General features: G+C 71.4%; 25 protein-coding genes. 12 read left to right on the top strand and 13 right to left on the bottom strand.

Annotated features, from left to right (window positions below; genetic code table 11):
- Positions 1-75: 75 nt before the first annotated feature.
- Genes ABD355_RS37120 through ABD355_RS37130 form a run of 3 tightly spaced genes read right to left on the bottom strand, consistent with a single transcriptional unit; the run spans position 76 to position 2,593 of the window.
- A complete protein-coding gene (locus ABD355_RS37120; RefSeq protein ID WP_344405433.1) occupies positions 76-168 on the bottom strand; it encodes an Ms4533A family Cys-rich leader peptide in 93 nt (30 codons plus the stop codon).
- Positions 169-224: 56 nt separating this feature from the next.
- Positions 225-1,523, bottom strand: coding sequence for a DUF3152 domain-containing protein (locus ABD355_RS37125; RefSeq protein ID WP_344405434.1), 1,299 nt, complete (start codon positions 1,521-1,523; stop codon positions 225-227).
- A gap of 8 nt (positions 1,524-1,531) precedes the next feature.
- A complete protein-coding gene (locus tag ABD355_RS37130) occupies positions 1,532-2,593 on the bottom strand; it encodes an alpha/beta fold hydrolase (protein ID WP_344405436.1) in 1,062 nt (353 codons plus the stop codon).
- A 164-nt stretch (positions 2,594-2,757) separates the two neighbouring features.
- Here ABD355_RS37130 and ABD355_RS37135 point away from each other — a divergent pair, with 164 nt between their 5' ends.
- The 4 genes from ABD355_RS37135 to ABD355_RS37150 all read left to right on the top strand — a co-directional run bounded on the left by ABD355_RS37135 (position 2,758) and on the right by ABD355_RS37150 (position 4,676).
- Positions 2,758-2,982, top strand: coding sequence for a hypothetical protein (locus tag ABD355_RS37135; protein ID WP_344405438.1), 225 nt, complete (start codon positions 2,758-2,760; stop codon positions 2,980-2,982).
- Between the two features lie 205 nt (positions 2,983-3,187).
- Complete coding sequence (locus ABD355_RS37140; protein WP_115906081.1) at positions 3,188-3,832, top strand: TetR family transcriptional regulator; 645 nt, start codon at positions 3,188-3,190, stop codon at positions 3,830-3,832.
- A gap of 152 nt (positions 3,833-3,984) precedes the next feature.
- Positions 3,985-4,212: a DUF3107 domain-containing protein gene (locus ABD355_RS37145; RefSeq protein WP_030929216.1), complete on the top strand. Its 228-nt coding sequence runs from the start codon at positions 3,985-3,987 to the stop codon at positions 4,210-4,212.
- A gap of 194 nt (positions 4,213-4,406) precedes the next feature.
- Positions 4,407-4,676, top strand: a complete 270-nt coding sequence (locus ABD355_RS37150) for a hypothetical protein (RefSeq protein WP_344405439.1) — start codon at positions 4,407-4,409, stop codon at positions 4,674-4,676.
- Between the two features lie 39 nt (positions 4,677-4,715).
- Here the strand turns inward: ABD355_RS37150 and ABD355_RS37155 are convergent, their stop codons facing one another.
- Positions 4,716-5,453: a ferritin-like fold-containing protein gene (locus ABD355_RS37155; protein WP_344405440.1), complete on the bottom strand. Its 738-nt coding sequence runs from the start codon at positions 5,451-5,453 to the stop codon at positions 4,716-4,718.
- A gap of 471 nt (positions 5,454-5,924) precedes the next feature.
- Between ABD355_RS37155 and ABD355_RS37160 the strand changes: the two genes are divergently transcribed.
- Entirely contained in the window at positions 5,925-8,810 is a 2,886-nt protein-coding gene (locus tag ABD355_RS37160; RefSeq protein WP_344405441.1) for a DEAD/DEAH box helicase, read from the top strand.
- A gap of 128 nt (positions 8,811-8,938) precedes the next feature.
- On the top strand, positions 8,939-9,829 hold the full coding sequence (locus ABD355_RS37165; protein WP_344405442.1) for an alpha/beta fold hydrolase: 891 nt from the start codon (positions 8,939-8,941) through the stop codon (positions 9,827-9,829).
- A 9-nt stretch (positions 9,830-9,838) separates the two neighbouring features.
- Here the strand turns inward: ABD355_RS37165 and ABD355_RS37170 are convergent, their stop codons facing one another.
- Positions 9,839-10,732, bottom strand: coding sequence for an NYN domain-containing protein (locus ABD355_RS37170; protein WP_180292244.1), 894 nt, complete (start codon positions 10,730-10,732; stop codon positions 9,839-9,841).
- 183 nt (positions 10,733-10,915) lie between these two features.
- Here ABD355_RS37170 and ABD355_RS37175 point away from each other — a divergent pair, with 183 nt between their 5' ends.
- Positions 10,916-11,068: a hypothetical protein gene (locus tag ABD355_RS37175; protein ID WP_344405444.1), complete on the top strand. Its 153-nt coding sequence runs from the start codon at positions 10,916-10,918 to the stop codon at positions 11,066-11,068.
- Between the two features lie 127 nt (positions 11,069-11,195).
- Here the strand turns inward: ABD355_RS37175 and ABD355_RS37180 are convergent, their stop codons facing one another.
- From ABD355_RS37180 to ABD355_RS37195, 4 genes are all read right to left on the bottom strand, one after another.
- On the bottom strand, positions 11,196-11,801 hold the full coding sequence (locus tag ABD355_RS37180; RefSeq protein WP_115906088.1) for a MarC family protein: 606 nt from the start codon (positions 11,799-11,801) through the stop codon (positions 11,196-11,198).
- Between the two features lie 63 nt (positions 11,802-11,864).
- On the bottom strand, positions 11,865-12,722 hold the full coding sequence (locus ABD355_RS37185; protein ID WP_344405445.1) for a PHP domain-containing protein: 858 nt from the start codon (positions 12,720-12,722) through the stop codon (positions 11,865-11,867).
- A gap of 246 nt (positions 12,723-12,968) precedes the next feature.
- Entirely contained in the window at positions 12,969-13,610 is a 642-nt protein-coding gene (locus ABD355_RS37190) for a DUF6758 family protein (protein WP_344405446.1), read from the bottom strand.
- A 164-nt stretch (positions 13,611-13,774) separates the two neighbouring features.
- Positions 13,775-14,371, bottom strand: a complete 597-nt coding sequence (locus tag ABD355_RS37195) for a suppressor of fused domain protein (protein ID WP_344405447.1) — start codon at positions 14,369-14,371, stop codon at positions 13,775-13,777.
- A gap of 450 nt (positions 14,372-14,821) precedes the next feature.
- Between ABD355_RS37195 and ABD355_RS37200 the strand changes: the two genes are divergently transcribed.
- Both ABD355_RS37200 and ABD355_RS37205 read left to right on the top strand, forming a co-directional pair.
- Complete coding sequence (locus ABD355_RS37200) at positions 14,822-15,940, top strand: magnesium and cobalt transport protein CorA (protein ID WP_344405449.1); 1,119 nt, start codon at positions 14,822-14,824, stop codon at positions 15,938-15,940.
- 22 nt (positions 15,941-15,962) lie between these two features.
- Positions 15,963-16,472, top strand: a complete 510-nt coding sequence (locus tag ABD355_RS37205) for a hypothetical protein (RefSeq protein WP_344405451.1) — start codon at positions 15,963-15,965, stop codon at positions 16,470-16,472.
- 33 nt (positions 16,473-16,505) lie between these two features.
- Here the strand turns inward: ABD355_RS37205 and ABD355_RS37210 are convergent, their stop codons facing one another.
- A complete protein-coding gene (locus tag ABD355_RS37210) occupies positions 16,506-17,243 on the bottom strand; it encodes a hypothetical protein (RefSeq protein WP_344405452.1) in 738 nt (245 codons plus the stop codon).
- A 214-nt stretch (positions 17,244-17,457) separates the two neighbouring features.
- Here ABD355_RS37210 and ABD355_RS37215 point away from each other — a divergent pair, with 214 nt between their 5' ends.
- The 3 genes from ABD355_RS37215 to ABD355_RS37225 are packed head-to-tail and all read left to right on the top strand — an operon-like array spanning position 17,458 to position 20,507.
- Positions 17,458-18,747 (top strand): magnesium transporter MgtE N-terminal domain-containing protein, encoded by a 1,290-nt coding sequence (locus tag ABD355_RS37215; RefSeq protein WP_344405453.1) that lies wholly within the window; start codon positions 17,458-17,460, stop codon positions 18,745-18,747.
- Positions 18,737-19,330 carry a DUF1003 domain-containing protein gene (locus tag ABD355_RS37220; RefSeq protein ID WP_344405454.1) on the top strand — a complete coding sequence of 198 codons (594 nt, stop codon included), beginning with the start codon at positions 18,737-18,739 and terminating at the stop codon, positions 19,328-19,330. The genes ABD355_RS37215 and ABD355_RS37220 overlap by 11 nt, the downstream gene beginning before the upstream one ends.
- A gap of 43 nt (positions 19,331-19,373) precedes the next feature.
- Positions 19,374-20,507 carry an Mrp/NBP35 family ATP-binding protein gene (locus ABD355_RS37225; protein ID WP_099931150.1) on the top strand — a complete coding sequence of 378 codons (1,134 nt, stop codon included), beginning with the start codon at positions 19,374-19,376 and terminating at the stop codon, positions 20,505-20,507.
- A gap of 61 nt (positions 20,508-20,568) precedes the next feature.
- On the opposite strand, the gene ABD355_RS37230 is transcribed toward ABD355_RS37225, so the two are convergent.
- The 3 genes from ABD355_RS37230 to ABD355_RS37240 all read right to left on the bottom strand — a co-directional run bounded on the left by ABD355_RS37230 (position 20,569) and on the right by ABD355_RS37240 (position 24,038).
- Positions 20,569-21,240, bottom strand: coding sequence for a hypothetical protein (locus tag ABD355_RS37230; protein WP_344405455.1), 672 nt, complete (start codon positions 21,238-21,240; stop codon positions 20,569-20,571).
- 248 nt (positions 21,241-21,488) lie between these two features.
- The gene (locus ABD355_RS37235; RefSeq protein WP_344405456.1) at positions 21,489-21,941 is read right to left on the bottom strand and encodes a sec-independent translocase; all 453 of its coding nucleotides are present in this window, start codon (positions 21,939-21,941) and stop codon (positions 21,489-21,491) included.
- Positions 21,942-22,145: 204 nt separating this feature from the next.
- Positions 22,146-24,038 (bottom strand): S1C family serine protease, encoded by a 1,893-nt coding sequence (locus ABD355_RS37240; RefSeq protein ID WP_425585831.1) that lies wholly within the window; start codon positions 24,036-24,038, stop codon positions 22,146-22,148.
- Between the last annotated feature and the right edge of the window lie 530 nt (positions 24,039-24,568).

The following is a 24,568-nucleotide window of genomic DNA, read 5'->3' on the forward strand; positions in this document are numbered from 1 at the left end:
CGTCAGGTCGTCGAAATCCGTGACCGAGTCACGGAGAGAGAGAAAGATCGCGACGCGAACGCCTGAGGGCGAGCGTCAGCGACAGTGGATGTCGGCCACGCAGAGCGGGGTCACGCCGATGAGCGCCAGCTCGATGGAGGCGCGGTCGAAGGCGTGGGGGGTCGACATGCCCAGAAATATGTATGAACTTTCTGCGCATGTCAACGTGACATATGAGGTGCCTGTCAACTCCCGGGATAAGGCCAGGGGTTGGGCAGACAGTGGATCCCGTCATGGTCGAGGAACTTGGTCTGCTGCTGCATGACCGGCGCGAGCTGGCCGTTCTTGGTGCAGGTGACGTGGCTGTAGCCGAGCCGGTGACCCACCTCGTGATTGATCAACATCTGCCGGTAGGCGTGAATTCGATCACCGTATGTCTTCGATCCCTGCGCCCATCGGTATGCATTGATCATCACGCGCTCGGTGGCGGCCGAGTCGCACGAGACGTTGTCCTCGGTCGTGTCGAGCCCGGACTTCGCGCACCATTTCGCGGTCGTCCCGGGGCTGGCGAGCGTGATCACGAAGTCGGGTTTGCCGGTGTAGATGCGCTCGAAGGTGCGGGCACCGTTGTGGGCCCAGCTCCGGGGGTCGTTGAGCGTCTTCTGCACGGCCTGGGCGAAGAGCGCGCCGTCGAGCCCGAGCCCCTGCTCCACGTCCACCCGGTAGGTGTACTTCTGTCCCGTGCCCGGCGCCTTGTCGACCCCGGGGACCGCATCGAACTTCCCCGGCCCCTTGAGCGTGGCGCTGAGCGGGTACTTCTCCCCCATCGCCTGCGCGTACGTCAGGGTCGCCACGCTGGGCGAGGAGGTCGGCGAGGGCCCCGAGTCCCGGGCGTCCCGCGCCTGGTCGGTGGCCGACTGCGTCCCCACGCCGGTGTTCTCGCGTCCGTGCGTGACCTGGCCGGCGACGACGACGGCCAGCACGGTGGTGACGGCGGCGGCCGCGATACCGGTGAATGTCCGCCCCTTGCCGCCCCTGGTCTGCGCGGGCACGCCCGTCGGCGGCGCGTCGTCGTCGGTCTCGGAGGGCACGCCGACACCGGTGCGGGGGTCCCGGTCGGTAACGGAGGTGTACGGGTCCGAGGCGTGCGCCGAGACACCGGTGCGGGGCGCGAAGACGTCGTCGTCCTCGTCGAAGGCGTCGAGATAGTCCTGCCGCGGCCCACGGGGCGGCGACTGCCGCTGCCGCGGTATGGCGACACGGGGACCGGCACCGCTGCCGGGCCCCCTCAACTCACCCCATCCGCCACCGGCTTCACGCTGCTCGGGGTGACCGCCCCGGACCTGGGGGGTGCCGTGCGCGGGGGTGCCGTCGGGGAACCGCGGCACCCCATGGGCAGGCGTACCGTCCCCCGTCCTCGGCGTCCCGTACCCCGGAGCCCGCTGCTGCCCGCCCGACGGCCCGGGCACCCGGCGGCCCCCGGCCCCTATGTCACCGGCGTCACCCTTCGCGGCGGCGCCCCCGCGGCGGCTGTGGCGTCCCACGTCGGCCCTCAGCTCCCCGCGCTCTCGGCGGCGGCCTCACCGTCGTCGACGACCGGACCACCTCCGTCGACAGAGACCGCGGCCGCGGGTTCGCCGGACGGGACTCCGTCGGCCAACTGCCCCGTTTCGCCGAGGAGTTCACAGAAGGCCCGGGCCACCGTGTCCGGGTATTCCATCATCGCCACATGCCCCGCCTCCGGCAGGGTGAGCAGACGGGAGTCGCGGAAGGCGCGGGCCGCCCGCTGGGCCATGCGGAAGCCGACGAGCTGGTCCCGGCCGCCGTAGACGAGCAGGGTCGGGGCGAGGACGCGCTCGGCCTGGCGCCACAGACCGTGCTGGCCGCCCAGCGTGTAGGCGTTCACCACCCCGCGCGCGGAGCGCGTCAAAGCGTCCCAGAAGTACGGCAGCTGCAGGCGCCGCTCCATCTCCTCGACCGCATTGCGGAAACCTTCCGGCGTCACCCGCCCGGGGTCGCCGTAGCAGAGCGCCGTCACCCCGCGGACCCGCTCCTCCGCGGACCACTCCTTGGTGAACCGGGTGAAGAGTGCGGTGACACCGGGCAGCGCCAGCAGCGCCGTGGGGACCGCGGTCCGCTGGACGCGGATCTCCGGGAGCGCCGGCGACACCAGCGTGAGCGTCCGTACGAGGTCGGGCCGCAGGGCCGCGACGCGGGTGGTGACGGCACCGCCGAGCGAGTTGCCGAAGAGGTGCACGGGTCCGCGTCCGGCGGCGTCCAGAAAACGGATGACCGCGCGCGCGTGCCCGGTCACCGAGTAGTCGCCGTCGTCCGGCGGCGGGGAGTCGCCGAAGCCGGGCAGGTCGATCGCCTCCCCGTCGACGACGCCCTCAAGCTGCTGCATCAGCGCCGACCAGTTCTGCGAGGAGCCGCCGAGGCCGTGGACGTACAGGGCGGGCGGCAGTCCCTCACGGGCCGGCGGTCTCGACCGCACCGACAGCGTGATCCCCGGCAGCCCGACCGACCTGAGCCGCTCACCGTCCGCGACCCTGACGGGCGCCACCTTCGGGAGCGCTGTGGTCGCCGGCACGGAGGGCAGCTCGGTCGAAGACATGCGGCAATGTTACGAGACGATCACGCAGTGACTCATGTGTTCGCCGTCACAGATCGCATGCGCAACACATAGCGTCCGGATCGGGTGTCTCCTAGGCTCTTAAAGAGGGCACCCGCTGTGGTCCCTGCTTCTTCCAGGGACAGTCGTAGGAAGGGAGCCCAGCCATGGCCGTAGACCCCACCGATCCCGAGACGTTCGGGGACGAGGACACGCAGGAAGCCCAGGAGATCGACGTCGAGGCCCCCGAGAACGACGCCGCGGAACAGTACGCCCACCTCGTGCCCGACCGCGACGACCCTCTCGAGGACGTGGACCCGGCCCGCGCGAACGAGGCCGACCTCGTCGAGCAGCGCCGCGTCGTCTCCATCGACGAGGACGACTACCGCTGACAAGCGCTTACGGGGCGGCGGAGGGTGCCGCTGAGCTGGAACGGGGCAACCCGCTGCCCGCTTCGGCCTGCTTTGAAACCCTCTGTATGGCTATCGCCGCCGTCCGGTCCGTGAAATTCTGCGCTCGCACCGCGCACGACAGGGTTACCGAAAAGTACGATGGCGGCGCGGCGCACACCGCATGTGGACGATTTTGGGAGGCGGCGTGACAGCCATCGAGCAGACAGAGGCGGCACGCCCGCGGGGCACGCGCCTGCCGCGCCGTGCCCGACGGAACCAGTTGCTGGGCGCCGCACAGGAAGTCTTTGTGGCGCAGGGGTACCACGCGGCCGCGATGGACGACATCGCGGAGCGCGCCGGCGTCAGCAAGCCGGTGCTCTACCAGCACTTCCCGGGCAAGCTCGACCTCTATCTCGCACTGCTGGACCAGCACTGCGAGTCGCTGATCGGGGCGGTTCGCGGGGCGCTCGCCTCGACGAGCGACAACAAGCAGCGCGTGCGGGCGACGATGGACGCCTACTTCGCCTACGTCGAGGACGACGGCGGCGCCTTCCGCCTGGTCTTCGAGTCGGACCTGACGAACGAGCCCGCGGTGCGCGAGCGCGTCGACAAGGTCACGAACGAGTGCGCGGAGGCGATCCGTGACGTGATCGCCGAGGACACCGGCCTCTCACCCGCTGAGGCGATGCTGCTGGCCTCCGGTCTCGGCGGCCTCGCCCAGGTGGTGGCCCGGTCCTGGCTGCACAGCGACCGCAGCGTGCCGCGCGACCAGGCGGTGCAGCTGCTGACCTCGCTCGCCTGGCGCGGTATCGCGGGCTTCCCGCTGCACGGCACCGAGCAGCACCACTGACCCGCACGCACGCGTACAGGGCGTTTGTTCCCGTCCGCTGTTCGCTCCTGGCGTGCAGGCGCGGAGGGTGTACGTCCCCTCACCGGGCTAATGTGTGCTGGGTACGGCGCGTAAAGGTCGCGCACTTCACTGACCGTCGGAGGGACATAGCCGTGGAGGTCAAGATCGGCGTGCAGCACGCGCCCCGCGAGATCGTTCTGGAGAGCGGTCAGAGTGCCGAGGAGGTCGAGCGGGTCGTGGCCGAGGCACTGGCCGGGAAGTCGCAGCTGCTGACCCTCGTGGACGAGCACGGCCGCAAGGTCCTCGTCCCGGCCGAGCGCCTCGCCTACGTCGAGCTCGGCGAGCCGGCCCCGCGCAAGGTGGGTTTCGGAGCGCTGTAGGCGCACAACGAGCACATCACTGGAGAGGGGCCCGGCGGCCGATGGCCGCCGGGCCCCTCTCGCTTCCCCGCAAGATTTTTTTCTCCACAGGTGGAGCACAACTCGCGCACAGGGGAGGATTGCATTCCGCAGGTCACGGGTATGACGGGCTACGACCGTGATGGGCAGTGTGGCCGTGTGGGAGGGACTCCAAGATGTTGTTCGAAGCGCTCGGCTCCGCACTTCTCGGTCTCGTGCTGGCAGGGGCGGCGATCCGCCGTCTGTCCGACCGTCTGCCGACCCGTTCGCTGGTGCTCGCGACCGGTGTCGCCGGAGCCCTCTTCGGCGCCTTCGTCACCCACAGCGCGCTGGACCCCGGCAACTTCCTGCTGATCCTGCTCGGCGCGGCGATCGTCTCCGCGGCCTCGCTCTCCCTGCTGGTGCGCCCGGCCGGGAGACTCCGCCGGCGATCAGCGCCGGCGTGACCCCGACCGGGACGACGAGGACGACCAGGGAAGCGAGAGCTAGGCGGCGAGCCCCAGGGCGGCCATCCGCTTGGTGTGGGCCTCGGTGATCCGCGAGAACATCCGGCCGACCTCGGCGAGGTCGAAGCCGTCCGCGACGCCACCGACGAGCATCGTCGACAGTGCGTCGCGGTCCGCGACCACCCGCTGGGACTGCGACAGGGCCTCGCCCATGAGACGCCGGGCCCACAGGGCGAGACGGCCGCCCACGCGCGGGTCGGCGTCGATCGCGGCGCGCACCTTCTCCACGGCGAAACCGGCGTGCCCGGTGTCGTCGAGGACGGCCAGCACCAGCTCACGCGAGTCCGAGTCGAGCCGTGCGGCCACCTCGCGGTAGAAGTCACTGGCGATCGAGTCGCCGACGTAGGCCTTCACGAGCCCTTCCAGCCAGTCCGAGGGCGCCGTCTGCTTGTGGAAGCCGTCCAGCGCGGCGACGAACGGCTCCATCGCGCGCGTGGGCTCCTCGCCGATCTCCGTGAGCCGGTCGCGCAGCCGCTCGAAGTGGTGGAACTCCGCCGAGGCCATCTTGGCCAGCTCCGCCTTGTCCGCCAGCGTCGGCGCCAGCTTGGCGTCCTCCGCGAGCCGCTCGAACGCCGCGAGTTCGCCGTACGCGAGGGCACCGAGGAGGTCGACGACCGCTGCCCGGTACTGGGGGTCCGCGGCGGCCCGGCCCCAGTCCTGGGCGGCCACTCCGGTCTGCTCGGCGGGTGCGTCAGAGGTGTTGTCAGGCGTCGTCATGAAGCGCACAATAGTCCGCTTGCCGAGCCCTGGAAGTCCCTGGTCAATCAGTGTGATGACGACTACGTGACCAAATCGGCCATCGCATGTGCGTGATTCCGGGGTATGGTGGTAATGCGCCTGCCGAGTACTCGACGGGCCGCACGTATGAGGATGCCCGGTCGGTGGCCCGATCGGCTCCGACCCGACAGCCCTCCAAGCCCGTACGGCACATTGCGTACGGCGTCCGGAGGGACACCCTCAGCGGTACGAGCGCTAGAGCGTCGGCAGTGGTCCCGTGCCCTACGGCAAGCCCGTAAGGCCGCCGACGTCCCCGGCACGGTCCGTCAAAGACCCCCCGCGCTCGCCTCGCACCGCGCACACAGAAGAGGCAGCACCCTGACTACCACGTTCAGAGATCTCGGCATCCTTCCCGAGACCGCCGAGGCCCTCGAGGCCGTCGGCATCATCACCCCCTTCCCCATCCAGGAGATGACCCTCCCCGTCGCCCTCTCCGGCACGGACGTCATCGGCCAGGCCAAGACCGGCACCGGCAAGACGCTGGGCTTCGGCCTCCCGCTCCTCGAGCGCGTCACCGTCCCCGCGGACGTGGAGGCGGGCCGCGCGAAGCCCGAGGACCTCACCGACACCCCGCAGGCGCTCGTCGTCGTCCCCACGCGCGAGCTGTGCACACAGGTCACCAACGACCTGCTGACCGCGGGCAAGGTGCGCAACGTACGCGTTCTCGCCATCTACGGCGGCCGGGCCTACGAGCCCCAGGTCGAGGCCCTCAAGCAGGGCGTCGACGTGGTCGTCGGCACCCCGGGCCGGCTGCTGGACCTCGCGGGCCAGAAGAAGCTCAACCTCAAGCACGTCAAGGCGCTCGTCCTCGACGAGGCCGACGAGATGCTCGACCTGGGCTTCCTGCCCGACGTCGAGAAGATCATCAACCTGCTGCCGGCGCGCCGTCAGACGATGCTGTTCTCGGCGACCATGCCGGGCGCGGTCATCGGTCTCGCGCGCCGCTACATGTCGCAGCCCACGCACATCCGCGCCACCGCGCCGGACGACGAGGGCGCGACGGTCGCGAACACCTCGCAGCACGTGTACCGCGCGCACAACATGGACAAGCCCGAGATGGTCGCGCGCATACTGCAGGCCGACGGCCGGGGACTGGCCATGGTCTTCTGCCGTACCAAGCGCACCGCGGCCGACCTCGCCGACCAGCTCAAGCAGCGCGGCTTCGCGGCCGGCGCGGTCCACGGCGACCTCGGCCAGGGCGCCCGCGAGCAGGCGCTGCGCGCCTTCCGCAACGGCAAGGTGGACGTCCTCGTCTGCACCGACGTCGCCGCCCGCGGCATCGACGTCGAAGGCGTGACGCACGTCATCAACTACCAGTCTCCCGAAGAGGAGAAGACGTACCTGCACCGCATCGGCCGTACGGGCCGCGCGGGCGCCAAGGGCATCGCGATCACGCTCGTCGACTGGGACGACATCCCACGCTGGCAGCTGATCAACAAGGCGCTGGAGCTGAGCTTCAACGACCCGCCGGAGACGTACTCGACCTCCCCGCACCTCTTCGAGGAACTGAACATCCCGGCGGGCACCAAGGGTGTTCTGCCGCGCGCCGAGCGCACGCGTGCCGGGCTGGACGCGGAGGAGCTCGAGGACCTGGGCGAGACCGGAGGCCGCGGGGCACGCGGCGGTCGCGGTGGCCGCCCCGAGCGGGGTGGCCGGGGCGAGTCCCGGTCCACCGAGCGCGAGCGCCCGGAGCGTACGCCGCGTCGCCGCCGCCGTACGCGCGGCGGGGCGCAGTTGGACGCCACGGCCGCTCCGGAGGCCTCGACGGCTCTCTCGCCGTCCGAGGAGACCGCCGGTCCCCGCACCCCGCGTCGCCGTCGCCGCACCCGCGGCGGTGCCTCGGAGCCGGTGCCGGCCACGACCACGGCCCCCGAGGCCGCGGAAGCCGCCGTCACGGCGGCGGAGGGCCCCGCACTGGACGCCCCCGAGGCCCCGAAGCCGCGCCGCCGCCGCACCCGCAGGTCCGCGGAGAGCACGCCGGCCGCGGAGCCGCTGGCCGCTGAGGCTCTGTCGGCAGAGGAAGCCCCGGCCGTCACGGCGCCCGAGGCCCCCGCCGCCGCACCGCGCCGCCGTACCCGCAAGGCGACGGCTGCCGCCGCGGAGACCGCGGTGGACACCGCCGAAGCGACCGAGGCCAAGCCGCGCACCCGGACCCGCAAGGCCACGGCCGCCGCGGAGACCGCGGTCGACACCGCCGAGTCGGCCCCGGAGCCGACGGAGGCCGCACCGCGCCGCCGTACCCGCAAGGCGACGGCTGCCGCCGCGGAGACCGCGGTCGACACCGCCGAAGCGACCGAAGCCAAGCCGCGCACCCGGACCCGCAAGGCGACGGCCGCCGCGGAGCCCACCGTCACCGAGGCGACCGAGGCCAAGCCCCGCACGCGGACCCGCAAGACGGCTGCCGCCGCGGAGACCGCGGTCGACACCGCCGAAGCGACTGAAGCCAAGCCGCGCACCCGGACCCGCAAGGCGACGGCCGCTGCAGAGGCGGCGATCGACACCGCCGAGGCCACCGAAGCCAAGCCGCGCACCCGGACCCGCAAGGCGACGGCCGCCGCGGAGCCCACCGTCACCGAGGCGACCGAGGCCAAGCCCCGCACGCGGACCCGCAAGACGGCTGCCGCCGCGGAGACCGCGGTCGACACCGCCGAAGCGACCGAAGCCAAGCCCCGCACCCGTAAGGCAACGGCCGCTGCGGAGACCGCGGTCGACACGGCGGAAGCCACCGAGGCCAAGCCGCGTCGCACCCGCAAGACGGCTGCCGCCGCGGAGACCACCGAGGAGGCGAAGCCCCGCCGTACCCGCAAGGCCGCTGCCGTGGCCGAGATCCCGGCGCAGGCCGCCGAGGAGCCCGAGGCCAAGCCGCGGACGCGGAAGGCTGCGGAGGCCGTGGTCGACACCGTCGAGGGCACGGAGGCCAAGCCGCGCACCCGCGCCCGCAAGACGGCCGCCGCCGTGGAAACCGCCGAGGCCGCGCCTCGTCGCCGTACCCGCAAGGTCGCCGAGTCCGCCGACGCCGCCCCGGCGCCGGAGGTGGCGAACCCGCGTCGTACGCGCAAGGCGGCCGCAGCCCCCGAGGCCGCGGTCGACACGGAGGCCAAGCCGCGCCGCACCCGCAAGACGGCCGCCGCCGCGGAGACCACCGAGGAGGCGAAGCCCCGCCGTACCCGCAAGGCCGCCGCCGTGGCCGAGATCCCGGCGCAGGCCGCGGTGCCCGCCGAGGCCGCCGCCGAGGCGAAGCCCCGGGTGCGCCGCACGCGGAAGGCCACGGCCGCCGCGGAGCCCGCGGAGAGCTGATGCGCTCACCCACCGACGGCCCGGTCCCCCCACCTCACGGGAGGGGCCGGGCCGTCGGCCTGTGTGCCTGCGGCTGGATGCCGCAGCCCGTCCTCCTCCCGGACACCCGAGGCGGATAACCTCACCCCATGAGCAGGCCCCCGACCTTCACCCCGCCTCCCGGCGCCCGCGCGTACTCGCTGCGCACCGCGCGCGGGGAATTCGCCGTCGTCGACGCGCCCGTGGCGGACGGTGTCGCCGCCAAGGGAACCGCGCTGCTGCTGCCCGGGTTCACCGGCAGCAAGGAGGACTACAACCCGCTGCACGAGCCGCTCGCGGCCCGCGGTTACCGCACCGTCGCGGTGGACGGACGGGGGCAGTACGAGTCCGACGGTCCGGAGACCGACCAATCGGCCTACGCCCAGGACGAGTTGGCGCGGGACGTGCTCGCCCAGGCCGCCGCGCTCGGCACCCCCGTGCACCTCGTCGGCCACTCCCTGGGCGGGCAGATCGCACGGGCCGCGGTCCTGCTGGACCACTCCCCCTTCCTCTCGCTCACTCTCATGGCCTCCGGCCCCGCCCAGATCTCCGGCTCCCAGCAGCAGCGCGTCAAGCTGCTCCGTGACGCTCTCGCCGTGATGAACATGGCCGAGGTGTGGGAGGCGATCCAGGCCATGGAGCCGCCGGAGGAGACCGAGACCGGCGAGCCCGGGGAACTGGACGGCGGCCTCGACGACCGGGACGACCTGCGGCGCCGCTGGCTCGGCAACAAGCCGGCCCAACTCCTCGCGACGGGACGCCAGTTGTGCGTCGAACCGGACCGCGTGGCCGAGCTGGCCGCCGTGCCGCTGCCGTTCCACGTCCTGTCGGGTTCCAGCGACGACACCTGGCCGGTGCCCCTGCTCGACGACATGGCGCTGCGCCTCCACGCGCACCGCACCATCGTCCAGGGCGCCGAACACTCCCCCAACACCGACCGGCCCCTGGACACGGCGCGCGCCTTCGCGGACTTCTGGGACCGCGCGCAAGCCCTCCCCTAGGCGCAGCCGCTAGTACTGCCCCTGCAGGTGCTCCCAGAACCCGTCCCGCAGGGCGCGCCGCAGGTCCGCCTGGCCGCGCAGGGAGTACTGCAGCAGTCCCTCCGCCTCCACCAGCAGGTCCTGGTCCACCGAGCCCGGCAGATAGGGGTGGCCGGGCAGCAGTTCCGCCAGGGAGTCGCGGCCCCGTGCGGCCAGCCACTTCGCCGCGATCTGCGCGCCGACGAAGCGGACGTCCTCACGGCCGGGCCGGGCGGCGGTGGCCTCGTAGGCGGCCGCGGTGCGCCGGGAGACGTACGGCTTGAAGAAGTCGAGGTCGAGGGTGCGCTGGCTGTCGACCTCCCAGAGCAGGGGCTCCGCCTGGTTGCGCCCCTCGGGTGCCTCGATGCCCCACAGGTGGACGCGCGCCCCGTACCCCTGCGCCGCCTCGACCGCCGACACCAGGTCCTCGTCGCCGCCCAGCAGTGCCGCGTCGCTGATCGCCCGGTGTCTGGCGAGTGACTCCAGGTCCGTCCTGATCAGCGAGTCGACGCCCTTCTGCTGGTTGTTGGCGTTCAGGTTGCCCAGCCGGACCTTCACATCGGGGAGTTCGGCGATCGACTGCTGCTCGGCGGTGTGGATGCGGCGGCGCGCGCCGTCGTACCAGTAGACGCGGAGCAGCCGGCTGTCCGCGAAGATCGTGCGGGCCCGGTCGATGAGCGCCTCGATCAGGCCCTCGGCGTCCAGGTCGAAGGCACGCCGGTCCTCCGTCCCCGCCACCAGCCGGCCCGCAGCCGCATACAGGTATCCCGCGTCGACGAAGATCGCATGGGTCGAGGGCGTCTTCGCCACCTCGGCGAGCATGCGCTGCAGCAGCTCGTTCGTGCGGTCGATGCGGGCGCTGAGGGCCGCGAGGTCGTCGTTCATCGCCTTCATTGTCCCGGCGGTCACGCTGCGAACACAACTGGTCCCGGTCGGTCTGCGCTGCCTCCTCGGCGGTTCCTTACCGCCGAGTAGTTAGACGTTCGAAAAATTTCTTTAGCGTAGGGAATGTTTGTAACACGCAGCCCGTTGACTGCTATGGAACACAGCGAGACGAAGGGAGAGGCCATGCGCTTCGAAATCATGCGACTCGACGAGGTCGACGGCACGACCGTGGACAGCACCGTCGTGGACGCCGCCTCCGTCAACCGGATCGTTCAGCAGGCCGCGGCCATCGGGCAGCGCCTCTGGATCCGTCCGGCCGAGGACTCGGCCGCCTAACACCGACGCGAAGACGTGACGACCAAGACATAACGACCACGACGCGGATCACCGCAGCAGCTTCAGAGCCCCCGTACGGCATCGACGCCGTGCGGGGGCTCTGCGCATGCCCGGCGCATCGCGGGGCTCAGGCGCCCTTGATCACTTGCGTGATGCCGTTGATGATCTGCTGCACGGCGATCGCGGAGAGCATCATGCCCGCGAGCCGCGTCACCAGGACCACGCCCCCGTCCTTGATGACCCGGATGATCAGCAGCGAATACCGCATCACCAGCCACAGCACGACATGGATGGCGAGGATCGCCATCCACACCGACGTCTGCGTGGCGACGCTGTCGGCCTTCTGGACGGCGAGGATGACGGACACGATGGCGCCGGGGCCGGCCAGCAGCGGCATGCCCAGCGGTACGAGCGCCACATTGACGTCCTTGGTCTGCTTCGGCTCGTCGGTCTTGCCGGTGAGCAGGTCGAGGGCGATGAGCAGGAGCAGCAGCCCGCCCGCGATCATCAGCGCGGGCACGGAGACATGCAGATAGTTGAGGATCTGGTGCCCCAGCAGCCCGAAGACGGTGATCACACCGCCCGCCACGCACACGGCCTGGAAGGCCATCCGCTTCTGCACCTTGCCGGGGCGCCCGGCGGTCAGCGCAAGGAAGATCGGGGTGATCCCGGGGGGATCCATGATGACAAAAAGGGTCAGGAACAGGGAGCCGAAGACGGCGACGTCGAACATGGGTGAGCTACACGCCTTGCAGGAAAAGGTGAGGGACGGGAACGGGGGGTGTGGAGGGGTTCCTCAGGCTCCGCCGGTCCCCGGCACCGGGAACGCCCCGGTCGCCCGTCGCGTGATCTCCCCGTAGACCTCGGGATCCGTGACGTACTCGCCGAGCACACAGGTCTTCCGGCTGCCGTGGTAGTCGCTGGACCCGGTGGTCAGCAGCCCCAGTTCCTTGGCCAGCCCGCGCAGCCGCGCCCTGGTCTCCTCGTCGTGGTCCATGTGGTCGACCTCGATGCCGTCGAGCCCGGCGGCGGCCATCTCGGCGATCGTGGACTCCGGCACCGTACGGCCGCGCTTGCTGGCGCCCGGGTGCGCGAAGACGGTGACCCCGCCCGCGGCCTTGACCAGCCGGATCGCCTCGAAGGGATCCGTCTCGTGCTTCTCGACGAAGGCCCGCCCGCCGTCGGCCAGCCAGTCCCCGGTGAACGCCTCGCTCACGGTCGGTACGACGCCCAGCTCCACGAGCGCGGTCGCGACATGCGGCCGCCCGACGGAACCGCCCCCGGCGATCCGCTCGACCTGCTCCCAGGTGACCGGCACGCCCAGCCCGTTCAGCTTGGCGACCATGCCCTTGGCCCGTGGCACCCGGTCGTCCCGCACCAGCTCCCGCTCGGCGAGCAGCGCCGGCTCCTCGGGATCGAAGAGGTAGGCGAGCATGTGCATGGAGATGCCGTCGACCCGGCAGGACAACTCGGCACCGGTGACCAGCGTGAGACCCGCCGGCACCGCGGCGATCGCCTCGGCATACCCCCGAGTGGTGTCGTGATCGGTCAACGCCACCACGTCCAGCCCGGCCGCGGCAGCATTCCGCACCAGCTCAGCCGGGGTGTCCGTACCGTCGGAAGCAGTGGAGTGGGCGTGCAGATCGATACGCACTACGCAGACTCCAAGCGGTGACGGCACGAAAGGGACCGCTCAAGGATAACCGGATTTTCAACGTCCCCTGTCACACCCGCACAGCCCGATCGCCCCCTACCGAAACCGCCGCCCAGGGGCGCGGGGCTGTTTCGATCTGCGGGTCCGCCGCGTGGCCCGACAAGCCACAGACAACCCGCAGCCGCCCACAAACCAGCACCCCTGCCCCGGTGGGCGCACGGCTCAAGCAAGCGCAGCGACCCGGCGCTACGGCTCAAGCAAGCGCGGCGACAGCGCCCCGCAGGGCACCAGTTCGACCTCCGCCCCCGCATCCCGCAAATCCGTCAGCACCAGCTCGTCGTACATCAGCAACCCGGACTGCTCGGGCCACACCACCGCCCACAGCCACAGCCCCCGCGCCTCGCCCGCGAACACCGCCCGGTCGTCGGGGCTGCCGGCGACATGCCACAGCGGGGTGGGCCGCCCGCCGGCCAGCACCTTCGCCTGAGCGGGCTTCTCCACGTTCATGTACGGCCCCGGGTCCGGACCGTCGATTCCCGCGTACCGCGCACCGAGCCCCACCCCGAGTTCCTCGGCGACCAGGATCAGCTCCCCTATGCCACCGAGCGGTCCCGGGCCCGAGCACGCCACGGCGGTGGCGCGGCCGCCATGGCGGTCGTCACCCGCGCAGGCCACGCCCGTGAACAGCCAGCCGATCGGCAGCGGCCACGGCATCCACACCGGCACCTGCGTGCGATGCACCACCACGCTGAGGGCCTCGACGCTGGGCGGGATCACGGGCTGCAGCGGATGCACGGTGCCGTGCACATCGCACTGCCAGGTGTCGGAGAAGAGTCCGGGAGCCCTGACCCGGCCACCACACTTCGGGCAACTGGGTTCGCCCCTCATAGGGCCCCACGGTCCTACCCCCGCTCCGCCACGTCAAGGACGATCACCCGTCCGGACGGAACCCTTCACCGGAACCCTCACCACCGGTTCGGCATGTGCGGTGCCGCGGCCTTTGCCAACTGACCGCTCGTGGCCGTGTGTTGGTGAGCTTGCTCACTCGGCGTTCAGTCCAGCGGGACGGACCTGCGGGACGGATCCCTCAGGTCCGTGCCGTTCGTCAGCCACCGCTCCTGGAGGGCCTGGGCGCCGTGCACGCGCTTCCAGGCGGCCTCGTTCGCCGTCATGGGCAGCAGGGGCAGGAAGCGCACCGGATCCAGAGGCTCGTCGAGATCGAGGTCCTCGACCAGGCCGCCCGGCTCGGCGACCAGCACGGAACTGAACGGGGCACCGGGCCACAGGGGTTCGCCGACGTCGAGCGAGGCACCCGGCGCCACGATCACGCCCTCGACCTGCGGGGACGCGGCGAGCACGGCGAGCGGGCGCAGCGCCTTGTCGGTGTCCGCGAGGCCGCCGCGCACCGAGAGGATCAACTCCGCGCGCGGGCCCTTGACCGGGTCGGCGAGCACCGCGGTGGGGTCGCTCATCGGCTGTGCGGACATGCCGAGGGTGGCGTAGCGGACGATGCCCCCGTCCCCGGAGTCGTCCCGGAAACGCAGTACCTCGATGCGGTCCGTGCCCAGGAACGTGACCGCCGCGCGGGCGTCCGGTTCGCCCAGCGCGCTGCGCAACCGGGCCTCGACGAGGGGGAGAACATCAACCATGCGGCGAGCATAGAACTCGTCAGCACCGGGCAAAGCGGCACCTTGACAGTTTGGGCGACTGATACTCTGGCCCGGTCGTTCGGGCAGCACGCCGAGGCGTCGCGATCGAGTCCCGACGCCGATTGAGACTCCCTTACGAGGGACCGGCCGGAGGAGGTGGGGCTGTCATGGATCGAAGTCACCCGTGCAGTACCACTCGCTCTTCCCGCCGCTGATACAGCTGATCCGGCTCCGGCTGACCGCCGCCTTTCACGCTCACGTCTTCCTGCGGAAGAGCACTTCGTTGTGCCTGATCTGTCTGATCTGAATCAGTAACGAAGCTCGCCACCGCGATGGTGCGGTGCTCCCCGCTTTGTGGACGTGCCAAACACGCGAAGTCAGGACGTCCCCATTCCGGGCAGTTCCACCCGTCGTCGGCGCCTTGCGTTGCCTGTCACGAAGGAGCCAGCCATGTCGATGATCCGTGACCTCCGCGCCGCGGTCCGGCCGTCCCGCATCTCCCTGCGCAAGGACACCGGCGTGTACGACACGACGCGCGACCCTTCGACGCCGTCCGCGGTCGTCGACTGCGCCGTCTACCGCGACGGGGCCCGCGTCGACACCGGCAACCCGATGACCCCGCACGAGGCGATGCGCCTGGTGCGCCGCGACGGGGGCTTCGTGTGGATCGGGATGCACGAGCCGACCGAGGCCGAATTCGCCGGTATCGCCCGCGAGTTCGGGCTGCACCCGCTGGCCGTCGAGGACGCCGTCCAGGCCCACCAGCGGCCCAAGCTGGAGCGGTACGACGACTCCCTGTTCACCGTCTTCAAGACCATCCACTACGTCGAGCACGACCAGCTGACCGCCAACAGCGAGGTCGTGGAGACCGGCGAGGTCATGTGCTTCACCGGGCGGGACTTCTTCATCACCGTCCGGCACGGCGGCCAGGGTTCCCTGCGGGCGCTGCGGCACCGGCTGCAGGACGACCCCGAGCTGCTCGCCAAGGGCCCCTCGGCGGTGCTGCACGCGATCGCCGACCATGTCGTCGACGGCTATGTCGCGGTCGCGGACGCCGTCCAGGACGACATCGACGAGGTGGAGACCGAGGTGTTCTCGCCGGGGCGCCGGGGCGGTGTCTCGCGCGGTGTGGACTCGGCGCGGATCTACCAGCTCAAGCGCGAGGTGCTGGAGTTCAAGCGGGCGGTGGCGCCGCTGCTGCGCCCCATGCAGCTGCTGAGCGAGCGGCCCATGCGGCTGGTCGACCCCGACATCCAGAAGTACTTCCGGGACGTCGCCGACCACCTCGCCCGGGTCCAGGAGCAGGTCATCGGCTTCGACGAGCTGCTCAACTCGATCCTCCAGGCCAACCTCGCGCAGGCGTCCGTGGCGCAGAACGAGGACATGCGGAAGATCACCGCCTGGGCCGCGATCATCGCCGTACCGACGATGGTGACCGGTGTGTACGGCATGAACTTCGACTACATGCCGGAGCTGCACTGGAAGTACGGCTACCCGCTGGTGCTGAGCGTCACGGTCGCCATGTGTGTGGGCATCCACCGGGTGCTCAAGCGCAACGGCTGGCTGTGAGACGCCTCGATAGGCTGGGCCCATGACAAGCGAGCTGCTCGACCAGGCCCTCGTCGAGGAGGCCACCAAGAAGTCCGGCCTCATCTGGGTCCAGGGTGCCGGTACGGCGGCCCGTGCGCTGTGGCATGTGTGGCACGAAGGTGCCGCCTGCGTCGTCGGCGACGGGCCGGGTGAGCAGCCGCTGCCGGGGCTGGCCGACGGCGGCTCCGCCGAGGTGACCGTGCGCAGCAAGGACAAGGGCGGGCGGCTGGTATCCTGGCCGGCGAAGGTCGTGCAGCTGGCGCCGGGTTCCGAGGAGTGGGAGGCGGCCGTCGCCGAGCTCAAGGGCAAGCGGCTGAACGCGCCCGACGGCGAGGCGATGACGGCGCGTTGGGCCCGTGAGTGCCGGGTGCTCCGCCTCGAGCCCGCGGGGGTGTCGGGCCCGCTGCCCGACGGCAGTCTGGCTCAGGCGCCGCTGCCGTCGCCGGCCACGACCCGTCAGCCGATCCCTGCGGGGTTGCCGCGGCTGCTCTTCCGGAAGCGCCGACGCTAGCCCCTTCGGGGCGCTGTGCGACCCCCACAGGGGTCACGACGTCGGGAGTTTCTTGCCGTAGTCGACCGTCTCGTCCTTCTTCGGCTGGGTCAGGGGGAAGTCCTTGCCCCAGGAGGAGAAGGTGAGGGTGCCGGCGCCGCCTGCGCGTTGCAGGCGGAGGGGGTACGGGGTGCCCTCCAGGGACACGTCCAGGGTGCCGCCGGAGCCCTGGTCGCCGGTGATGCGGATGGTGCGGGTGCCCGCCTGCTCGTGGTGGCCGTCCGTGGCGAGCGTGCCGTGCAGGGTCAGCAGACCGTCGAGCAGGACGTCCTTGTCCGTGAACCCGCTGAACTTCTTGTACGAGGGGTCGCCCTGCGGCACCTTCACATACTTGCCGTCGAGTGAGCCCCCGGCCGACGTGTTGCCGTCCGCGTGGTTCCAGAACTCCGCGCCGGCCTTCAGATACAGCTGCTCGCCGATCCGCAGCAGCCCGAAGGCCACCCCCTTGGAGGTGACCGAGCCGCTGCCGCCGCCGGACTTCAGGCGCATGTCGATCGTGTACGTCCGCCCGTTGGTCACCACGGTCCCGGCGAGCCGCACCGCTTCGGCGGATTCGGCGGCCGCCCTGGTCTTCGACTGGATCTTGCCGGCCGACAGCTTGCCGACCCCGTTGGTGCCCGCGTCGGGGTCCTCGCTGCACCCCGCGAGCAGCCCCGTCCCCGTCACGACCAGTGCGCACACCGCGCTCACCAGCGAGGTCCGACGGGTTCGGCCGAGGGCGATCGCAGTCACAGGTGGGGCTGCCTTTCAGTCGAGGGACGCGAGCAGCGTACGGCAGAGTAACGGGTGCCGTTCCGGCCGAGCGGAGCCGGTTCGTCCGGACCTTCCACCAGGGCGGATCCGATGGGTACGGGCTAGCCTGAAGCCCATCCCAGCGGGCAATTCGGAAAAGATGCACAGCAGCGACACGCAGCACTGGACACCCGTACGCAAAGGAGCCGCAGCCATGGCAGCGGGCGCGCCCCGGATCTTCGTCTCGCACCTCGCCGGCGTCGCCGCCTTCGATCCCAACGGCGACCAGGTGGGCCGTGTGCGCGATCTGGTCGTCATGCTGCGCGTCGGGCGGCGGCCCCCGCGCGTGCTCGGGCTGGTCGTCGAACTGCCCAGCCGGCGCCGCATCTTCCTGCCCATGACCCGGATCACCAGCATCGAGTCCGGCCAGGTCATCACCACCGGCGTGCTCAACGTCCGCCGCTTCGAGCAGCGCCCCACCGAGCGCCTCGTCTTCGGTGAACTCCTCGACCGGCGCGTCACACTCGCGGAGACCGGCGAGGAGGTCACCGTCCTCGATGTGTCGGTGCAGCAGCTCCCGGCCCGCCGGGACTGGGAGGTCGACCGTGTCTTCGTCCGCAAGGGCAAGAAGGGCGGCGCCTTCCGTAGGGTCAAGGGCGAGACGCTGACCGTGGAGTGGTCGGCCGTCACCGGCTTCTCGCTGGAGGAGCACGGGCAGGGCGCCGAGAGTCTGCTCGCCACCTTCGAGCAGCTGCGCCCCGCCGACCTGGCGAACGTCCTGCACCACCTCTCCCCCAAGCGCCGCGCCGAGGTCGCCGCCGCCCTCGACGACGACCGCCTGGCCGACGTGCTCGAAGAGCTCCCCGAGGACGACCAGATCGAGATCCTCGGCAAGCTGAAGGAGGAGCGCGCCGCCGACGTCCTGGAGGCCATGGACCCGGACGACGCGGCCGACCTGCTCTCCGAGCTCCCCGAGGACGACAAGGAGCGGCTGCTGAGCCTGATGCAGCCCTCCGACGCGGCCGACATGCGGCGCCTGATGTCGTACGAGGAGCACACGGCCGGCGGTCTGATGACGACCGAGCCGATCGTGCTGCGGCCCGACGCGACCGTCGCCGACGCCCTCGCGCGGGTACGCAACCGCGATCTGTCGCCGGCGCTCGCCGCGCAGGTCTATGTCTGCCGCCCGCCCGACGAGACGCCGACCGGCAAGTACCTCGGCACGGTCCACTTCCAGCGGCTGCTGCGCGACCCGCCGTACACCCTGGTCAGCTCGATCATCGACGACGATCTGCAGCCCCTGGACCCCGACGCGGCGCTGCCCCTGGTGGCCGGGTTCTTCGCCGCGTACGACATGGTCGCGGCGCCCGTCGTCGACGAGGCCGGGTCGCTGCTCGGCGCGGTGACCGTGGACGACGTACTGGACCACATGCTGCCCGAGGACTGGCGGGAGACCGAGTTCCACCTCGAGGACGACGAGGGGGCGGCCCCCCATGCCTCCTGAGCGCGAGATGGGCCGCGAGCGCACCCCGGCGGGTGCGACGGCGACCACACGCACGCGCCCTCGCCTCGACCAGCCGCGGCCGCCGCGCCGCCGGATCCTGCCCGAGTGGGACCCGGAGGCCTTCGGGCGGCTCTCGGAGCGCATCGCGCGCTTCCTGGGCACCGGGCGGTTCATCGTCTGGATGACGGTCGTCATCATCGCGTGGGTGCTGTGGAACGTCTTCGCGCCGCACGAGCTGCGCTTCGACAACTACCCGTTCATCTTCCTGACCCTGATGCTGTCGCTCCAGGCCTCCTACGCGGCCCCGCTGATCCTGCTCGCGCAGAACCGGCAGGACGACCGGGACCGGGTCAACCTCGAACAGGACCGCAAGCAGAACGAGCGCTCCATCGCCGACACCGAGTATCTGACCCGCGAGATCGCCGCTCTGCGCATCGGCCTCGGCGAGGTGGCGACCCGCGACTGGATCCGCTCCGAGCTGCAGGACCTGGTCAAGGAACTGGAGGGACGGCAGGACGGCCACCACGAACATGCCGTATTCCCGGCAGAACGGTCGCGCGGACGTGACGTAGACGACCGCTGACGGGCTTTCCGGGCCCAGGCTACCGAGCCGTACCATCGTTCCTATGGCTAGCGAAGACGCGGTGCGCGAGGCACTGGCGACGGTGAACGACCCCGAGATCAACCGGCCCATCACCGAGCTCGGGATGGTGAAGTCGGTGGAGATCGGCGCGGACGGGGCGGTCGCGGTCACCGTGTACCTGACCGTCTCCGGCTGCCCGATGCGCGAGACCATCACGCAGCGCGTGACCGAGGCGGTCTCCCGGGTCGACGGCGTCACCCGCGTCGACGTCACCCTCGACGTCATGAGCGACGAGCAGCGCAAGGAGCTGGCGGCCGCGCTGCGCGGCGGCACGGCCGAGCGCGAGGTGCCCTTCGCCAAGCCGGGCTCGCTGACCCGTGTGTACGCGGTCGCGTCCGGCAAGGGCGGGGTCGGCAAGTCCTCGGTGACGGTGAACCTGGCGGCGGCGATGGCCGCCGACGGCCTCAAGGTGGGTGTCGTCGACGCCGACATCTACGGCCACTCGGTGCCGCGCATGCTGGGCGCTGACGGGCGCCCCACCCAGGTCGAGAACATGATCATGCCGCCTTCGGCCAACGGTGTGAAGGTCATCTCCATCGGCATGTTCACGCCGGGCAACGCGCCGGTGGTGTGGCGCGGCCCGATGCTCCACCGCGCGCTGCAGCAGTTCCTGGCGGACGTGTACTGGGGCGACCTGGACGTCCTGCTCCTCGACCTGCCGCCGGGCACGGGCGACATCGCCATCTCGGTCGCCCAGCTGGTCCCGAACGCCGAGATCCTGGTCGTGACGACCCCGCAGCAGGCGGCCGCCGAGGTCGCCGAGCGGGCCGGCTCGATCGCCGTGCAGACCCATCAGAAGATCGTCGGCGTGGTCGAGAACATGTCCGGCCTGCCCTGCCCGCACTGCGGCGAGATGGTCGACGTCTTCGGCACGGGCGGCGGCCAGACGGTCGCCGACGGCCTCACCCGCACGACCGGCGCGACCGTCCCGGTCCTCGGCGCCATCCCGATCGACGTCCGCCTGCGCGAGGGGGGCGACGAGGGCAAGCCGGTGGTCCTGACCGACCCCGACTCCCCGGCGGGTGCGGCCCTGCGGGGCATCGCGGGCAAGCTGGGCGGCCGCCAGCGCGGCCTTTCGGGCCTGTCACTGGGGATCACCCCGAAGAACAAGTTCTAGGGCTCCTACGGCAGAGGGGGCGCCGTCCGGCCGGACGGCGCCCCCTCTGCCGTGTCCCCGGCTAGGCGTACGTGCTGATGTCCTTGATCATGGCGAAGCCCAGGCCGTATGCGCTCATGCCTCTCCCGTACGCCCCCACGTGCACCCCTTGCTGCGTGGAACCCGCCAGGACCCAGCCGAACTCGGACTCGCGGTAGTGGAACGGCGTCGGGACGCCGTCCACCGGCAGCGACAGCGTCGACCAGTCAGGACCGGCCAGGTCGTCCGCGAGGGCCCAGGCCGTCTCGGTCTGCTGCTCCAGCCAGTCGTCGCGCAGGGAGTGGTCCATCTGCCCCGGCCAGGTGAAGGACAGCAGCCCCACACCCGCGAGCCAGGCCGCCGAGGACACCGAGGTGGCCTCCAGGAGCCCCGTGCCGTCGGCGCTGCGCCGCACGGGGTTGGCGGCGACCGTGACCACGACCGCGAACTTCTCCTTGGGCTCGCCGGCCGTCCCGACCGCGTACTCGTTCTTCACGGAGGGCTCGTCGCCGTGTCCGATCGAACCGTGTTCGACGGCGTCGTCGGCCGCCGTCCCGACCTGCATCAGCCAGCGCGGGCCCGTGAAGGCCTCGTCGAGGCCGTACCACGGGAAGGGCGCCAGCAGGTAGCCGTCGACCGTACGCCGGGCGGAGGGCAGCTGTTCCTGTCCCTCCGCAGCCGGCGCCTGCGCGACCGCCTGACTCGTCGTCTCCATGTGCCCGGACGCCTCCTCGTTCTCATCGGACCGGAGCGGCCCGCCCCCCTTCGGGCGGCGTTACTCCTCGAAGTACGGTCCGCACAACAACTCGGCAGCATAGCCACCCCGCTGAGGACAGCACGGAAACCGCCGGGCGCGTGGGTCGCGCAGAGGGCGGGTTTCAGGCCGTGCAGGGGCGCCGTGGACTATGAAACGCGTCACGTGCGGCGCGGGTACGGCGCAGGGGATCAGCCGGGGCGTACGGCTCAGGTGGCGTCCGCGTCGAACGGCGGGCGGTCGTCTTCCTCGGGCTTCTTCGTCATGTCGACGCGGCCGCCGGTGGAACCGGAGGACGAGGAGGGAGAGGGGGACGAGGACGACGAGGAGGACGGCGCTTCGGTGCCGTGGACGGCGTCCGTGACCTCGGCCATCTCCTTCTTCAGGTCGAAGCCGTTGCGGATCTCCTTGAGTCCCAGTTCGTCGTTGTCCAGGTGCTTGCGGACGAACGTCTTGGGGTTGAGATCCTCGAACTCGAAGTCCTTGAACTCCGGGCCCAGTTCGCTGCGGATGTCCTGCTTCGCGCTCTCCGAGAACTCACGGATCTTGCGGATCGTCCGTGTGACGTCCTGAATGAACTTCGGGAGCTTGTCCGGACCGAAGACGAGCACGGCAAGGACAACGAGCGTCACCAGCTCGAGCGGTCCTATGTCATTGAACACCTGAAGCTCCTTGCGATGTCCTCGGTCCTCGGCCCTCGGTGGTCTGTGCGGGTCTTCCGTGGTCCGGGCCGGATCCACGGTACCCGGCGATCCCGTACGACCGGTACTGTCCCGGGGTTTCCGCGTGCGTCTTCCTGCGCGGTTTTGGGGGTTGTTTGCCTTGTGGGCGGTGGTTGGGGGTCGTACCTGTGAGGTTGGTGTCCATCAGTCGCCGTCGGCGGAACCGAGCACCAGCGAGACCTTCTTCTCCTTGCCGTCGCGCCGCACGGTCAGCTCCAGGAGGTCGCCGGGGCGGTGGGCGCGGGTCTTGACGATCAGCTCCTCGCCGGAGTGCACACGCTCGCCGTCCACCGAGGTGATGATGTCGCCCGCCTTGATGCCGGCCTTGTCGCCCGGGCCGCCCTTGCTGACGGCGGGGCCGCCGCCGGAGGCCTTGCTGCCGACGCGGGCGCCGTCGCCGGAGTAGTCCATGTCCAGGGTGACGCCGATGACGGGGTGGGTGGCCTTGCCGGTGTTGATGAGTTCCTCGGCGACCCGCTTGGCCTGGTTGACGGGGATGGCGAAGCCGAGCCCGATGGAACCGGCCTGGCCGCTGTCGTCGGAGCTGCTGTCGGCGGAGCGGATGGCGGAGTTGATGCCGATGACACGGGCCTTCGAATCGAGGAGGGGCCCGCCGGAGTTGCCGGGGTTGATCGGCGCATCGGTCTGCAGCGCGTCGACGTACGACACATCGCTGCCGTCGGAGCTGTCGCCGCCGGCGGTGATGGGGCGTTCCTTGGCGCTGATGATGCCCGAGGTGACGGTGCCCTCCAGGTCGAAGGGGGCGCCGATGGCGACGACGGGGTCGCCGACCTGGACGTTGTCGGAGTTGCCGAGGGCCATGGGCTTGAGTCCGTGCACATTGCTGACCTTCACGACGGCGAGGTCGTAGCCGCTGTCCCGGCCCACGACGGTGGCCTTGGCGGTGTCGCCGCTGTTGAAGGTCACGGATATCTCGCCGGTGGCGCCGTTCGACCCGGCGGCCGGTTCGACGACGTGGTTGTTGGTGAGGATGTGACCCTGGTCGTCGAGCACGAACCCGGTCCCGGTGCCGGACTCGTCGGCGCCGGTCACATGCAGGGTCACCACACTGGGCAGGGCCCGCGCGGCGATCCCGGCCACACTGCCCGGAGCCCGGCCGGCGGGCTCCTTCCCGGCCTGCGGCAGCTCTACGCCCCCCACGCCCCCGTTGCGTTCGAGGTACGCCCCGATCCCCCCACCGACCCCACCGGACACGAGCGCCAGCACCACAGCACCCCCCACCAGCCGCCTGCGCACGCGCCGACGCCGCTTGCCCTCTCCCTCGACAGCAGCCCCGGTCTGCTGGAGGGGGCCGGGAGCCCAGGGGTCGTAGTTCTGCCAGGGGGCGGAGAGGAGTGCCGGGACGGCCGGGGGTCCGGGGTCTGCCAGGGGGGTGGGGGCACCCGCGACGGGCGGGGTGGGGGCCGACGGCGGTGTGGCGTGGGGCGGTGTCGGCGTCGGTATCGCCGTGCCCTGCGCGGCTCTGGCCGCCGGGTGCTGTACCGGCGGAGCGGGGGCCCAGGGGCCGGGCTCGCCGTACGGCGGGGTGCTGTAGGGGTCGGGGTCGTGCAGCGGTCGTGGACGCTCGGCGGAGGGCGGAGTGGAGGCCTCGTCCGGGAAGGGAACCGCCTCGGCGGGCGGGTCCAGCTCGAAGTCGCCTCCGGTGCGGGGCTCCTGCGCACCGGGCTCCGCGGCGGCGAGGCCGCCCGCGGCCCCGGCCGTATCCTGCGGAGCCCTCAACTCGAAGTCACCGTCGTGACGCCCCGGCTCGACCTTTCCGGCTGCGTCCTCGCCCTCGGCAACGGCCGCGCGGTCAGCGGAAAAACCTTCCGGCCGGCCCAGTTCGAAGTCACCGTCGGGGACGACCGCACGGTCGCCGCCGGCGCCCGGCTCCTCGGCGGCCTCGGAGGCGGCCGTCCCGCCGCGACCCCCGGCCGGCGGCTCCAACTCGAAGTCGCCGTCGGCACCGTCATGTGCCAGGGCCGCCCTGCCGTCCCCCGCCGCCGCCCCGGCCACGGGTCGCGGCGCCGCATCCACGGCCGCGGCGTCGGCGACCGCCGTCGAGCCCGCGGCCGCCGTTGGATCCGAAACCCCCTCCACAGCCCGAATCGATCCGGCCGCGGCGTCGACGCCTCCCGTCGAGCCCGCGGCCGCAGCCGCAGCCTCCGGCGAATCCGGAGTCGTATCCCCGGACTTCGGCGAACCGGCAGCGGGCGCCGCGGCATCCACAACCGCCGTCGAACCCAGCGCAGCCTCCGGCGACCCCGCCGCCTCCGATGCGAGCGCCGCGGCATCCACAACCGCCGTCGAACCCAGCGCAGCCTCCGGCGACCCCGCCGCCTCCGATGCGAGCGCCGCGGCATCCACAACCGCCGTCGAACCCAGCCCAGCCTCCGGCGACCCCGCCGCCTCCGATGCGAGCGCCGCGGCATCCACAACCGCCGTCGAACCCAGCCCAGCCTCCGGCGACCCCGCCTCCGCTGCGAGCGCCGCGGCATCCGCAACCGCCGTCGAACCCAGCGCAGCCTCCGGCGACCCCGCCTCCGATGCGGGCGCCGCCGCCTCCG

The organism is Streptomyces longisporus (genome assembly GCF_039532765.1).
Lineage (GTDB): Bacteria > Actinomycetota > Actinomycetes > Streptomycetales > Streptomycetaceae > Streptomyces > Streptomyces longisporus.